The following is a 13661-nucleotide window of genomic DNA, read 5'->3' as shown; positions in this document are numbered from 1 at the left end:
GCACGCATTTTTCATCCCCGCCCTGCCGGGCGGGGCATCCAAATGCGAGTTTTCGTGATTTGTTATGGGAGAAGAAATGACAAGAGTGGAGAAAAACCTACCGGCCCGGCTGCAGATGGACGATGGTCCCGTTTTCGCCGCTCGCCCACCCATGCATGGCGTCTGGAAAACTGAGGCCAAAGAGCGAGGATGAGGCGATCGATTTCCCCTCGCTCCAGGTAAGACCTGCGTCATTCGTCCGATAGAGCATCCCACGCTCGCCGACGATCCAGCCTTCTTGCGGGTTGGTGAAACGCACTTTTAACAAATCCGTAAGCCTCGTACAGGTCGTTCCGCAGGGTAAGGTCAGATCAACCCATTTGGCTCCACGATCCGTCGTCTGAAATAAAGCTCCCGCATTTCCGACCGCCCAACCGGTCGTGGAATCGGTGAAAAAGACATCGAACAAGGTCACCGCGTGCTGTGTTTCTTGCGAAGTCCAGGTGGCGCCCCCATCGTCCGTCGAAAGGACAGTACCCAAGGCTCCGACAACCGTGCCTTGCTGGTCATTGAGGAAGTGCGCCGCATAGAGCGTCGCCGTCGTGCCGCTCGCCTGTTCCGCCCAATGCTGGCCGCCATCCGTCGTACGAAGGATCGTGCCGGCTCCCCCGACCACCCATCCGACATCTGAGGACGTGAAGTAGACTGCGTACAATGCCTGCTGAGTATCCAGGTGTTGTGGAAGCCAGGACTCTCCCCCATTCGTCGTGCGGCTCAGAAATCCCCCAGCTCCCGTCACCCATCCTTTCAAGGAGTCGGCAAAAAATACCGACGTTAACAACGTAGACGTTCCGCTCACCACCCGCTTCCATTTCTTCCCGCCATCGGTGGTTTTCAGGGTGGTGCCTCCAGTTCCTACCACCCACCCATTCTGGGGTGTAGGGAATTGAATACTCATCAAGGTTGATTTTGTGTTACTCGCCTGGGCGGTGACGAAATTGTTGGAGTCTGTGCTCTCGGCTGATTGAGGAAGCAGAACAATCATACCGAGCAGGAACAACAGTGTCGCGACACTGTTCCGACGATGAGCACGACCGAGAGAAAAACACACCAGCATTATTGATTGGTACTCGCGTCAGGCCTGTTGTTGTTCCAGTAGCCTGTATCAGGAAGCCCTGTTGCTTCGATGGTAAACGGTCCGGCTTCAAGCGTGATCCACTTCTTCGGTGAACAACACGTTCCATCAAGCAGCAGATCCCATGATCCCCGGCGCACGACCAACGGGCCGGTCGCCAGATTATCAAAAAACTCACCCTTCTTCCCAATCCCGTAGAGGTTGCGGTGTGGGACCTTCACGACAATCTCCTCATCGGTCCACGACTGAACCAGCGCGGCGGCGCCGTTAAACAACACTTCAGTCCGCGAGACGTTGGAGATGACATTTTGACTTTCGCCTGGTTCGTTGATTTCGACATCAGCTCGCCGTTTGTAGGCTTTCTGATTCAATCCCAAATCGGCATGTTCAGCGGTCTTGAGAAACGTGCCGAACCCTCGGCCTTTGATCGTCACCGTGGCATCCAACCCGGCGGCTTGAGGGGCATACGACTCAATAACCGGCGTCACGAGCGTGAAGTCCCCGGCCTCGATGGCGAGGGTACCCCGCTCGGCACAACAAAGCCCGCCGATGTTTGGGGTGTTGGCGCTCCGATACACCACGACCTTGCCACTTTTCGCACTGAACGGCACCCACACATCGATTCGGTCGTCGTTCCAGCGATAGATCACCGCCGGCACCCCGCCGATTTCGACGCGATTCTCACCAGTATTGAAATCCATGAAGTTGTAGGGCGTCGCCCCGCCTTCTGAGTAAAACCCAAAGTGCTCACCGTTAATACGCAACAAGGTCCCAATGGGCGCGCTGGCAGGACTCATGGAAATGACGCGAGGAACGTGAACCGTAAACGGTGCGAGCACCCGTTCCCGTCCTTGATATTTCAGCACAAGCGGACCCGACTCCGCATCGAGCGGGACATGGAAGACAATGATGTCGTCTTTCCATTGATCAATGGTCACCGGCCGTCCCCCGATCAGGACCGCATCATCCATCAGCTCCTTGGTATTCCCAAACCCCTGGCCGAATAAGACCACTTTCGTACCAACCGGTCCACTGACCGGGTCCACTCGAATGGACGGAATCAGGGTCAGCGGAATAGCATTGCTCACGGCATACTCAACCGAAGCACAACATGATCCGTCCGGAAGCGGATCAGAAGAGGCCAGTCGGACTACCACATCCCCGCTCACCGCGTTCGTCGGAATTTCAAGCTCAATCTTGTCATCTCTCCACCGCTTGGGACGCACTACCACCCCGCCAACTAGCACATCATTGACACCGAACATGGTATTCGGATCGCGCGCGCCAGCCGAGAGACCAAAATGATGACCGGTGATCTGAAGAGTCATCCCCCGTTCCGCTTCCGCCGGCGTGATGGTCTCGATCCGTGGCATCTCGAGATTCACAAATCCGGCGAGCAATTTCTTCTTTCCGATCAGCACCTCGACAAACCCACTGGTCGCCTTGAAGGGAACCTTGACCTCGATCACTTCCCGGTCCCATCGCTGGACCAACGCCGATACCCCATTCACAGTGACCCTATTGAATTGGGTTGACTTGAACGTGCCAAATCCTTTTCCACTCAGCACCAACGTCGCGCCAGGCGTCACAGACCGAGTGGACAGCTCAATACCCGTCTTCCCGGCATGAGAGAGAGAGATCGTTCCCCCAACGGGGATGACACACGAGAGCAAGAGTACCGTGATGACAACTCGATTCATCGATAGCCTACTGGGAAGGAGGGAGACAAGCTTGGGACCACATCAAAGGCATAACCGACTTTAACAAGCGTTTTTTTTAAGAGTCAAGTGTGCGAGGCGGGATGCTGGGGGGGATCTGTCGAGGTGGAGAACGCATCGACGGCCTGGCCTCGCTGGTCTTTGACATAGACGCTGCCTTTCAAGGCCTTGGCTCGTTTCTTCAGTTCCGAGGCAATCTTGCTCACGTCGCCGGGATGGGCAATCTGGGACCGCTCATTGGTGACGACGGCAATTGAAAGACTCATGATCGGGAACTGTTCTTTATTTCCCCGACGATCCACGGAATCGATGTAACCCTTGAGGCGATCTTCACGGTCGTAGAAATCAGGAATCACGAGATCAAATCGTTTGATGACGGTTTGGCAGATCGCATCGATGGTCTGCGGCCGACTCATGAAGACAAAATCGTCTCCCCCAACATGACCGACAAACCCTTCCGGGCCAGCCAGTTCTCCCACCACCGTCGTGAGGATGCGACAGGCCACGATGAGCACTTCGTCTCCACGTCCATAGCCATAACGATCGTTGAAAGACTTGAAATTGTCGATGTCAACGTAGGCAAGCGCAAAGGGCTGTTTGCTTTGAATCCTGGAGGTCGTTTCAAACAGGATGGTGGTATTACCCGGAAGGCGGGTGAGCGGATTCGCATCGAGCGAACGGGTCAGACGACTGAGACAGAGGCGTATACGATGCACGACGTCTTCCACACGATAGGGGATCGTGATGAAATCGTCCACTCCCAATGCACTCCAGTCAATATCGTTGAGTCGGCAGTCCCGGACGAACACGATGAGAGGCAGGCGACCCAGGAACGCATCGAGTTTGAGATTTCGTGTGAGTGTTTCCACTGAATGGCCCCCGGTTCCTTCGGCAGCCAGAATGAGACAGGGTGGATCGTGGACAAGTTCATGCAGCGCGAGATCGGGTAGATTGCCTTCCACAACCTGGAAACCGGCCTTCTCCAATGCGGCGGTCATCGTTAGGGCAGGAGTGAGCTCGTGGTGGAGGAGCAGAATTCTCCGGCCTGCCATAGAGCGGTTCATAAATAGTCGTCAATGGTCGAGAACTCGTTTGCTGCCTTGTCGATGCATTCCGCCAGCCGCGGCTCATCGAGTCCGACCATATCCCAGGCCGCCCTCGACAGCGGTGGAATCAGATCATCTCCCGGGTTTCCACAGGCCAGCCCTTTGACTAAGATATCGGCCACATGGACGATGGCTGTCTGCAGCTTGGCTTCCTTCGCGAGGGTCGGGTCATGGTGGAAGAGGATCGGCTCGCGGAGCGTGACCGGCAAATGCCAAGCGTTTGCCAGGCAGCCCCCGATATCCGCATGAGAGAGGCCCGTGAGTTCCTGCTCGACTTCGAAGAGTGAACAGTCGGCTCTAGTTTTCAGCGTACCTTTGATGCTGTCTCCCACATCAGACCATTTGACGTAGAGCACGACTTTCCCGATGTCATGGAGCAGGCCTGAGACGAAAAGTTCTTCAGGATTCTTGATCTCCAGCCTGGTAGCCAGGAGATTGGCGGTAATGGCCACGCCCAGAGAATGTCGCCACAACTGATCCATGCCGGCCTCTTTCATGATGCTGAGAGCCGAGGCACAGAGCGTCAGCCCCTTGACCACATTAAAGCCCAGCACGATCACGGCGTGGGTGACCGAACCAATACGGGAGGGAAACCCGTAAAACGGTGAATTGGCGAGCCTCAGAACTTTCGCCGCGAGCACTTGATCCTTTTCGATGATGGAGCCGATCTCCTCAGTCGAGACAGTTGGCCGACCGATCATGGCGGCAAGCCGTTGCACGACATGAGGAAGCGTGGGAAGGTCCCCGAGCTTCTCAATCCTATTGCGCAGGTCTGTCGGATTGAAGCTCGTCATGTTGCCTGAGGTGGCTGGGTCACGGAGACCATGCCATGAGTGGCACGCACATGCGTGCGGAGAGTCCGGAGGATCAGTTGCTGAATGGGATCTTGAACGACCTGTCGAAATCGATGCTCCAGTTCGACTTCAAGTTCCGCCATGGTTTTTCCGCCTGAATCCAGGGCATCGCCCTCCACATAGACCGAAACCAACTTCATCTGTCGAAGTCGTTCGATCATCGCGGCATCCAAGATCGTTCCAGCCGCCACAATGGGGAGTCCATTAGCATTCGTCACCGGTCTTACCAGAACCATGTCTGGCAACAGCTCATGGAGGACCACTCGTTTCATCAATCTTAGTTCCCTGACAATTTGTTTATATTCCAAGCGGTTGCGAATTATCTCAACCGAACGACTGCAGCAGGAGAGTCTGCCGGCCGTCATCCTCTTATCGGACTCACTGCATTATTTCTAAAGGGATTCTTCGATTGAGGTGATCCTATGCCAGAAAGGGGAGCAGCGAGATGTGCGCTGGTGCAACGAGGAAATAGGTGAAAATGTGTCTATGAAACCGACTATCACGCGCGGGTAGAGCCGACAGCAGGACTACCTGGTAAGTTCCACGATCAATTCAATTTCCACGGGAGCCTGGCGGGGAAGTTCAGCGGCACCGACGGCAACACGAGCATGCCGGCCTGCGTCTCCGAATAGTGACACGAGCAAATCTGATGCGCCGTTAAGCACTTGCGGTTGATCCGTAAACCCAGGTGCAGAGGCGATATGGCCGACCATTTTCACGATCCGCTTCACCCGATCGAGAGAACCGGCTTCCTGTTGAATGATACTTAACCCATTCAACACCGCCACTCGTGCCGCTTCCATCCCTTGCTCGATGGACAAATTCTGTCCAAGTTTGCCCGTCATGATGAGTTGGCCATCTCGCGAGGGTAACACACCGGAGAGAAACAACAAGTCACCCGTCCTAACGACCGGCACATAGTTCGCAACGGGCTTTGGAGGAGCCGGCAATGCAAGACCCAGCTGTGTTAACTTCTGTTCATACGACATCGCTCGCCTGCCCCCTACTCCTCACCCATTGCTATTACCCTAGTCTGAGCGCATCCAAGAAACTCTCACCAATCGGCAATCGTTCGGCTTGAAGCGCCTCCACAATGGTCTGCCCCACATCGGCGGCGGTTGATCGACTTCCCAAATCGACGCCTTGGGCCAACTTGGGGCCGGTCACGAAGACCGGCACATACTCTCGAGTGGAGGTCCGTCCCGGTAATGAGAAATCTCGTCCATGATCACCCGTTACGATCACCATATCGCCGAGGCGCAACTTCTCGAACAAATCTGGCAGGCGGCGATCACATTCTTGCAGGGCAGTGGCCGACTGTCCAGCATCTTCCGACAGCAGATCCAGACTGGCACAGATGAGACCGCGAGGCATCTTATTCAACATGCCGATCACTTCATCCACCGCCACCATCGCCGAGGCTACCGAGAGGGCCTTGGTAAACCCGCGCCCGCTGAAGAGGTCATAGACCTTTCCGACCCCCATCGCGATCTGGCCGGAGCGGCTCAAGACATCCAACATCGTCACACCCGGCGGTTCGCTCACATAGTCCTTGCGCCCAACTTGAGGCCGAAGCACATCATGCCCACCGCTGACCGGCTGCCCGACGACACGGATGAGCATCCCCGCATCCTTCACCGCTTTCCGAATCTCGCGACATCGCTGTTGGAATTCCACCGGGGCCATGAGTGATTCATGCATGGCAATACAACACGTATTCCATCCGTCCGTCCATAGAATAGGCGCTCCGGTCGCCATATGCTCCATACTATGTCGGCGGAGCATCACCCCCATGGGCGAGAGACCTCGGCCGATCGACTTTCTGCCTAAGAGCTGTTCCACGACATCAACGACCTTGGTCGGGACGCCAGAGCTGCAGACCTTCGCGGCTTCTTTCTGAATCACCCCACTGACTTCCCAGTATCCGACAACCGAATCTTTACCCGGCGAAGCAAATCCCAGTCGGCCAAAAGATCCGTTCGGCTGGACCATGGTCCGTACGCCCTTGATCGGAGTAATCTGCCCTAGACCCAGCATCTCCAAATTGGGCACACTCAGGCCGTCGACCGTCTCAGCCAGATGCATGAGGGTGTTTGCATCAGCATCGCCATAGTCGACCGCATCGGGTAACGCCCCGACTCCCAACCCATCGATGATGAGAAGAATGACTCGTTTGATCATCCGTGCACTATACTCAATTCACCGTAGGCCTGACATAGGGGCGTATGGGACTGAAAGCTGGGCCCAGAAGGACCTAGGAGAGAGATATCCTAACTGTTAGGCCGGACAATCCCCACCGAGAGCAGAGGAATTCACGGCCTATCTTTCATGGTGCTATGTGCGTTTGTAGATGGCCATCCACCACTCGTCGAGGATTTTGAGACTGGCACTGGTTCCGATTCTATCAGCTCCGGCCTCGAGCATCGCCAGCGTGGTCTTCCAATCGCGAATGCCACCCGATGCCTTCACCTTCACCCGTCCTGCGACAGTCTCTTTCAGGAGTCGGACATCCTCCACCGTTGCGCCAGCGGCCCCAAATCCGGTCGAGGTCTTCACATAATCCGCACCGGCTTCGATGACTAAATTGCACGCCGACCGTTTCTCCTGCTGCGTCAAATAGCACGTTTCGAGGATGACTTTGTGCTCGACGTTCGGGGTCGCTTGCACGACCTCTGCGATATCCGTCCGCACATAGTCGTGATCGCCTGATTTTAGTCGGCTGACATTCAGGACCATGTCCAAAACCTGCGCGCCGTGAGCCACTGCGTCAACCGCTTCAGCCACTTTCGTCTGTATGCTATGCCATCCTAATGGAAAGCCGATGGGGATGCCGACGCGAATGCTGGTGCCAGCCACCGCCGCCACCGCCTCATCAATGTAGCAGGGTGGAACAAAAATCACCGTGAACCTTTTCGCCTTCGCCTCTTGGCATAACTGAAGCACCTCGACTTTCGTCGCGTCTGGCCTCAAGATCGTATGGTCGATCAGCACCGAGAGATTCCATCCTGGCATCGTTTACGAAACTCCTTCTTCGTCGTGTGTCTGTCTGCCATCGGGAGACATCAAGGTCTGCGAACGATTGCCTCGCCGGAAGGGGCGCTTCTGGTACTTTTCCACCGCTCTGTTATGTTCCACGAGTGTCGCGGAAAACTGATGCGTTCCGTCGTTCTTCGAGACGAAATAGAGATACGCGGAAGGCACGGGATACAGGGCGGCACGGATCGACTGTGCCCCAGGATTGGCAATCGGCCCGGGGGGCAAACCGGCCCACCGATACGTATTGTACGGACTGGGGTGGGACAAATCTTTTTTGTGAAGGTTTCCATCGAAATTTGGCAAGCCGTAGATGACGGTTGGATCGCTCTGCAGCGGAATGCGTTTCTTTAGTCGGTTATGAAACACGGACGAGATGTGAGGGCGTTCTTCACTCGCACCAGTTTCTTTTTCGATCACTGACGCCAAGGTCAACACTTCATGGGCCGTCAAGTGAATGTCTTTGGCCCGTGCCTGCCATTCTTGGGTCATCACCTGAGCAAGCTGGCCAACCATGACTCGCATGACCTCTTTGGCGGTTGTCGGACGAGTCAATCGATACGTATCGGGATAGAGATACCCTTCTACCGTTTCAGCTGAGATCCCAAGAGTCTTCAGAAAGGACTTGTCAGTGGCCAGCCTGATGAACTCCGCACGGTCCGTAATCCGATGCTCAGCGAGCACATCGGCGATTTGATTGAATGTATAGCCTTCGGGAATCATGACGGGATGAAGGACCACTCGGCCAAGGACCAGCTTCGAAAGGATGTCCGCCGGAGCCATGGCTGCATTGAGCTCATATTCTCCAGGATGAATTTTTCGGTCAGCGTCTTGGGCCTTCCCCAGCAACAGAAACGCGGAACGGCTCCTGATCAGCTGCTCCCGCTCAAGCACAGTCGCAGCTTGTTGAAACGTCGCGCCTTCGGGAATGACCACAACTTTCTGTGGAGCGCGATCCGAATTGGACACGACCGGCGCCTCAGCCCATCGAATCATCTGGTACCCGGCCAATCCGGTGAGTACGACGATCACGAGGACCACGATGAGGATGAGACGAAGCGTCATAGGCTGAACTATCCTGGAGAGACTCCCCCCACTCTTCTACGATCTCCTCCGCAGAGGTCTGACCGTCGTGAGTCTTCGCTGGAGTGTGAGACTCAAGGTAACTCTGCAGCAAAATGGCGGCAGCCACACGATCGATCACTCCTTTGCGCTTCCTGCGACTGACATCGGCGGCAATCAAGAGGTCCTCCGCTGACCTCGTCGTCATCCGTTCGTCCCACGTCACGATCGAAACCGAAAGGGCCTCTCCTAAATGGGCGATGAACTCGTGAACCGCTTGCACCGCCGGCCCTTCTTCACCATTGAGCCGCAACGGCAGCCCAATCAAGACTTCCTTGACCTCATGTTCCTGCACCAACTGTTCGATGTGGGCGAGATCACGCACGAGCGTCCGACGCTCAATCGTCTCTAATGGCTGTGCCGTCCAGCCTAATTCGTCACTGAGCGCGACGCCGATTCGTTTGGTACCGTAATCGAGCGCAAGAATTCGACTAGGCATGATTCTACCGCTGGAGAGTGGTTTCAACCAGGCTAAAAACCTTTTCCAACGCCGCGTCGAGCTTGGCCGGATCCTTTCCCCCGGCCTGAGCCATTTCTGGCCTACCGCCTCCGGTTCCACCCACCTCGGTGGCCAGAGCCTTGATGAGCTCACCGGCTTTGATCGTCCCAATCAAGTCTTTCGTCACCACAACCAGCAACGAGACCTTGTCACCGCCGGTCGCTGCGCCCAGTGCGATGACACCACTTTTCATCTTGTCCCGGAGCTGATCCGCCAACGCGCGCATACCATTCCCATCCAGACCATCCGTCCGCTGCACGTGCACCGCCACCCCGGCGACTGTCCTGGCAGTCGAGGCGATCGCGGCGCCGCTGGCCATTTTCAATTTCAACTCATCCAGTTCCCGCTCCTTGTCCTTCAGCTGTGTCATCAGCTTGCGGGTCTTAGCAACCAGCTCGGACTGCCCCGCCTTCAACAGATCCGATAACTCGCGAACATCGGCTTCCAGTTTCTTCATGAGGACATACGCACCGGTGCCCGTCTGCGCTTCGATCCGGCGCACACCAGCCGCCACGCCCCCTTCTGAAACAATGCGGAAGAGTCCGATGTCACCTGTCTGTCGGCAATGGGTACCGCCGCACAGTTCTTTGCTGAACGACTCCACAGTCACCACGCGGACCTGTTCACCGTACTTGTCGCCAAAGAACGCCAGGGCGCCGTTCGCCACAGCCTCCTGAATACTCATCACCTGAGTGCGCACCGTCTCGTTCTTGCGAATTTCTTCATTCACCGTCGATTCAATGTCGTCGATGTCGCGGGACGACAGCGGTCGAAAATGGGCAAAGTCAAACCGAAGACGGTTGGGTCCGACCAGCGATCCATACTGCTTCACATGCGGCCCCAGTAAATCACGCAGAGCCGCATGGACGAGATGCGTCGCCGTATGATTGCGCGCGGCATCCAGACGCGTGGACGCATGCACCGTCATATGCAGGCGCTCACCTTCTCGGATACACCCCTTGCGAACCGTTCCCTTGTGCAAGATGACCGTCGGCGCCGGCCTCGTCGTCTCCTTGATATCGACCACCCCTTCAGGACCCGTCAAGATTCCCTGATCTCCGACCTGCCCACCGCCTTCGGCATAGAAGGGCGTGAGATCCAGCGCCAGCTCGACCGTCTCCCCTTCGACGGCTTCCTTCACCAGTTGCTCGCCTTTCAGAATCGCTCGCAAGACGCCGTCGCTTTCCAGATGCTCATAGCCGACGAAAGTCGTCGCCCCGATCCGCTTGGCCAGCTCCGCGACAGCCGGCCTGGCCGTTTCCTGTTCGAATCCACCGGTCTTGCGCGCACGAGTCCGCTGCTCGTCGATTGCCGCATTAAAACCAGGTTCATCGACCATCATGGCCTGTTCCCGGCAGGCCTCGGTGATCAAGTCCATAGGGAACCCGTAGGTGTCATAGAGTTTGAAGACATCGTCCCCTGCCAACACCGTTTGTCTCGCTGCCTTCGCCCGCTCGATCATGTCGTTCAAAATCGGCAAGCCCTGGTCGAGCGTCGCGATAAACCGCTCCTCTTCGCCTTTCGTCGCTTCGACGATCGTGCCGGATGCCGCGCGCACTTCCGAGTAAGTGGCGGCCATCTGGTCCACGACAGTCGCACCGAGTTCGTGCAGAAAGGGCTCGACAATACCGAGCAGCCGGCCATGACGGGCCGCGCGGCGCAGGATCCGCCGCAACACATACCCGCGCCCTTCGTTCGACGGCAGGATGCCATCCGTCATCAAAAACGTAATGGCGCGCAAATGGTCCGCGATCACACGCATCGAACGGTTCGAGGAGTCCTGCTTGCCATACTCGATGCCGGCCCGTCCGGCGATCGCCGCAAGCAGCGGCGTAAAGAGGTCGCTGTCGTAATTACTCGAGACACCCTGGGCCACGGCGACTAACCGCTCAAGCCCCATCCCAGTATCGATACTTGGTTTTGGCAGCGGATGAAGGGTGCCGGAGGCGTCACGGTTGTACTGCATGAAGACGAGATTCCAGATCTCGATCACCCGGTCTCCCTCACCGTTCGGCCGGTCGTCGCCTGGTACGGACGGACCCTGGTCGAAGTGAAGTTCCGAGCAGGGGCCGCAGGGACCGGTATCGGCCATCTGCCAGAAGTTGTCCTTTTCATCGCACCGAACAATGCGCGACGGCGAGACGCCGATCTTCTTCCAGAGCTTCTCCGCATCGTCGTCCTCGCGAAAGATCGTCACCCACATCCGATCTTTCTGCAGCCCAACCGTCTGCGTCAGAAACTCCCATCCAAATCGGATGGCATCATCTTTGAAATAATCGCCGAACGAAAAGTTGCCGAGCATCTCAAAGAACGTGTGGTGCCGCCTGGTGTACCCCACGTTTTCAAGATCGTTGTGTTTGCCGCCGGCGCGCAGGCACTTTTGCACAGACACAGCTCGGGTATAGGGACGAGGTTCCTCTCCAAGGAAGACCCGCTTGAATTGATTCATCCCCGCGTTGGTAAAGAGCAGCGTCGGGTCTGCCTGTGGAATCAAGGCCGAGCTGGGCACGGCCTGATGGCCGTGCTGTTCAAAATACCGGATGAACGATTGCCTAAGTTCCTGCGCAGTCTGAGTCATGCGTCCATTCCTTCATCGCTATCGCAAGCGACCATCACAATACGATCAATCGTCTCTTCGTCGAAACCCCGCTGACGTAGGAGACGCACCGATTGCGCCGGTGTCAACCGGCTGCCATGGCGCTGCCTGGCGTTCAGCGCTCGACGAGCCATTCGTTCTTCCCCCACATCATGAAACACGTCGGTAATCACTCGGTCCGCCACCGTTTCGGCGATTCCCTTGGCCTGCAACTCCACCTTGATCCGCGCTGGTCCCATCGGCCGAGAGACCAACCTCCGTTCCACCCATCGCTGGGCATAGGCGGAATCGTTGAGATAGTGGAGATTGGACAATCGACGAATGGTCTGCTTGGCCAGAAGCAAGGACACGCCGTGCGAGATCAGAAACTGCTGGACTTGCGCAACGGTACGATCCCTCCGCGCAAGAAAGCCAACGGCAAGCCGAGCCACATCATCCACGGACGTCACGCGTGCTCTGATACGAGGACGTATGCTCCGGGGTTTATCGATTCGCCCGCCTTTCATCACCGCGTGCTGCCACCTTCTCGTCCTTCTTCTCGTCCTTCTTGTCGTCCTTCTTGTCGTCCTTCTTGTCGTCTTTGACGTCTGCTTTTTTCTCGCCGCGCGCGGGTACCCCAGCCAGTTCACGCAGATTCATTTCGACTTCATGAGCCATCGCCGTATTACTCTTCATGAAATCTCGCACAGCATCACGGCCCTGACCAATCCGTTCTCCCTTATAGGAATACCAAGCACCGGACTTATCGATGAGCTTTTTCTCGACCCCCATGTCGACCAGTTCGCCGGTCTTGGAAATCCCTTCAGCAAACATGATATCGAACTCTGCTTGGCGGAACGGCGGCGCCATCTTATTTTTCACCACTTTGACACGAACGCGGCTACCCATCACCTCCTGGCCTTCTTTGATGGATTCGATTCGGCGGATATCCAAGCGAACGGATGAATAGAATTTGAGTGCGTTGCCGCCGGTAGTCGTTTCTGGATTCCCGAACATGACGCCCAGCTTCATGCGAATTTGGTTGATGAAGATCACCGTCGTCAGCGACTTCGCAATCGCCGCCGTAAGTTTCCTCAATGCCTGTGACATGAGCCGTGCCTGAAGCCCCATATGGGCATCGCCCATTTCGCCTTCGATTTCTGCACGAGGCGTCAACGCCGCGACCGAATCGACCACAATCAAATCAATCGCGCCACTTCGCACCAAGGTTTCGGCGATCTCCAAGGCCTGCTCACCCGTATCCGGTTGCGAAACCAGCAGATCATCAGCCTGCACACCCAGCTTCTTGGCATAGGTCACATCCAACGCATGCTCGGCATCGATGAATGCGGCCACACCTCCCGTTTTTTGCACCTCAGCGATACAATGCAGCGTCATCGTTGTCTTGCCCGACGCCTCCGGACCAAAGATCTCAATCACTCGTCCTCGTGGAAGCCCACCGACCCCGAGGGCGATGTCGAGTCCCAGCGAGCCAGTGGAAATCGCCGGTACGTCGACTTTCTCCTCAGTCCCCAGCTTCATGATGGCGCCCTTCCCATACTGCTTCTCAATTTGGGACAGGGCTAAGTCGAGCGCGCGCTTCTTGTCGTCTTTTTCAGACATGCGAATCTCCTACAAGA

General features: G+C 56.5%; 13 protein-coding genes. All 13 read right to left on the bottom strand.

The window, feature by feature from the left end; translation table 11 throughout:
• Positions 1-97: 97 nt before the first annotated feature.
• The 13 genes from E8D52_11795 to recA all read right to left on the bottom strand — a co-directional run bounded on the left by E8D52_11795 (position 98) and on the right by recA (position 13644).
• Complete coding sequence (locus E8D52_11795) at positions 98-1096, bottom strand: hypothetical protein (GenBank protein TKB67940.1); 999 nt, start codon at positions 1094-1096, stop codon at positions 98-100.
• Positions 1096-2814, bottom strand: coding sequence for a hypothetical protein (locus E8D52_11790; protein ID TKB67939.1), 1719 nt, complete (start codon positions 2812-2814; stop codon positions 1096-1098). Before E8D52_11790 ends, E8D52_11795 begins: the two co-directional genes overlap by 1 nt.
• 83 nt (positions 2815-2897) lie before the next feature.
• A complete protein-coding gene (locus tag E8D52_11785) occupies positions 2898-3896 on the bottom strand; it encodes a diguanylate cyclase (GenBank protein TKB67938.1) in 999 nt (332 codons plus the stop codon).
• The gene (locus E8D52_11780; GenBank protein TKB67937.1) at positions 3893-4732 is read right to left on the bottom strand and encodes an HDOD domain-containing protein; all 840 of its coding nucleotides are present in this window, start codon (positions 4730-4732) and stop codon (positions 3893-3895) included. Before E8D52_11780 ends, E8D52_11785 begins: the two co-directional genes overlap by 4 nt.
• Complete coding sequence (locus E8D52_11775; GenBank protein ID TKB67936.1) at positions 4729-5064, bottom strand: hypothetical protein; 336 nt, start codon at positions 5062-5064, stop codon at positions 4729-4731. The genes E8D52_11780 and E8D52_11775 overlap by 4 nt, the downstream gene beginning before the upstream one ends.
• A gap of 255 nt (positions 5065-5319) precedes the next feature.
• Positions 5320-5781: a RidA family protein gene (locus tag E8D52_11770; GenBank protein TKB67935.1), complete on the bottom strand. Its 462-nt coding sequence runs from the start codon at positions 5779-5781 to the stop codon at positions 5320-5322.
• Positions 5782-5815: 34 nt separating this feature from the next.
• A complete protein-coding gene (locus tag E8D52_11765) occupies positions 5816-6973 on the bottom strand; it encodes a phosphopentomutase (GenBank protein ID TKB67934.1) in 1158 nt (385 codons plus the stop codon).
• Positions 6974-7126: 153 nt separating this feature from the next.
• Entirely contained in the window at positions 7127-7804 is a 678-nt protein-coding gene (deoC, locus tag E8D52_11760) for a deoxyribose-phosphate aldolase (GenBank protein ID TKB67933.1), read from the bottom strand.
• Positions 7805-7807: 3 nt separating this feature from the next.
• Entirely contained in the window at positions 7808-8890 is a 1083-nt protein-coding gene (mltG, locus tag E8D52_11755) for an endolytic transglycosylase MltG (protein ID TKB67932.1), read from the bottom strand.
• Positions 8805-9386: a Holliday junction resolvase RuvX gene (ruvX, locus tag E8D52_11750; GenBank protein ID TKB67931.1), complete on the bottom strand. Its 582-nt coding sequence runs from the start codon at positions 9384-9386 to the stop codon at positions 8805-8807. Before ruvX ends, mltG begins: the two co-directional genes overlap by 86 nt.
• Positions 9387-9390: 4 nt before the next feature.
• Positions 9391-12024, bottom strand: coding sequence for an alanine--tRNA ligase (gene alaS / locus E8D52_11745; protein ID TKB67930.1), 2634 nt, complete (start codon positions 12022-12024; stop codon positions 9391-9393).
• On the bottom strand, positions 12021-12548 hold the full coding sequence (locus E8D52_11740) for a RecX family transcriptional regulator (GenBank protein TKB67929.1): 528 nt from the start codon (positions 12546-12548) through the stop codon (positions 12021-12023). Before E8D52_11740 ends, alaS begins: the two co-directional genes overlap by 4 nt.
• Positions 12526-13644 carry a recombinase RecA gene (gene recA, locus E8D52_11735; protein TKB67928.1) on the bottom strand — a complete coding sequence of 373 codons (1119 nt, stop codon included), beginning with the start codon at positions 13642-13644 and terminating at the stop codon, positions 12526-12528. The genes E8D52_11740 and recA overlap by 23 nt, the downstream gene beginning before the upstream one ends.
• Positions 13645-13661 lie beyond the last annotated feature (17 nt).

It is taken from the genome of Nitrospira sp. (genome assembly GCA_005116745.1).
Classification (GTDB): domain Bacteria; phylum Nitrospirota; class Nitrospiria; order Nitrospirales; family Nitrospiraceae; genus Nitrospira_D.
The sequence above is the reverse complement of the archived record's forward strand: the minus strand, read 5'-3'. Positions and strand labels throughout refer to the sequence as shown.

Excerpts from the sequence above, each read along its gene's own strand:
- E8D52_11785 (TKB67938.1), bottom strand. The coding sequence starts at position 3,896 with ATGAACCGCTCTATGGCAGGCCGGAGAATTCTGCTCCTCCACCACGAG.
- deoC (TKB67933.1), bottom strand. The coding sequence starts at position 7,804 with ATGCCAGGATGGAATCTCTCGGTGCTGATCGACCATACGATCTTGAGG.
- alaS (TKB67930.1), bottom strand. The coding sequence starts at position 12,024 with ATGACTCAGACTGCGCAGGAACTTAGGCAATCGTTCATCCGGTATTTT.
- E8D52_11775 (TKB67936.1), bottom strand. The coding sequence starts at position 5,064 with ATGAAACGAGTGGTCCTCCATGAGCTGTTGCCAGACATGGTTCTGGTA.
- E8D52_11790 (TKB67939.1), bottom strand. The coding sequence starts at position 2,814 with ATGAATCGAGTTGTCATCACGGTACTCTTGCTCTCGTGTGTCATCCCC.
- ruvX (TKB67931.1), bottom strand. The coding sequence starts at position 9,386 with ATGCCTAGTCGAATTCTTGCGCTCGATTACGGTACCAAACGAATCGGC.
- mltG (TKB67932.1), bottom strand. The coding sequence starts at position 8,890 with ATGACGCTTCGTCTCATCCTCATCGTGGTCCTCGTGATCGTCGTACTC.
- E8D52_11740 (TKB67929.1), bottom strand. The coding sequence starts at position 12,548 with ATGAAAGGCGGGCGAATCGATAAACCCCGGAGCATACGTCCTCGTATC.
- E8D52_11765 (TKB67934.1), bottom strand. The coding sequence starts at position 6,973 with ATGATCAAACGAGTCATTCTTCTCATCATCGATGGGTTGGGAGTCGGG.
- E8D52_11795 (TKB67940.1), bottom strand. The coding sequence starts at position 1,096 with ATGCTGGTGTGTTTTTCTCTCGGTCGTGCTCATCGTCGGAACAGTGTC.
- recA (TKB67928.1), bottom strand. The coding sequence starts at position 13,644 with ATGTCTGAAAAAGACGACAAGAAGCGCGCGCTCGACTTAGCCCTGTCC.
- E8D52_11780 (TKB67937.1), bottom strand. The coding sequence starts at position 4,732 with ATGACGAGCTTCAATCCGACAGACCTGCGCAATAGGATTGAGAAGCTC.
- E8D52_11770 (TKB67935.1), bottom strand. The coding sequence starts at position 5,781 with ATGTCGTATGAACAGAAGTTAACACAGCTGGGTCTTGCATTGCCGGCT.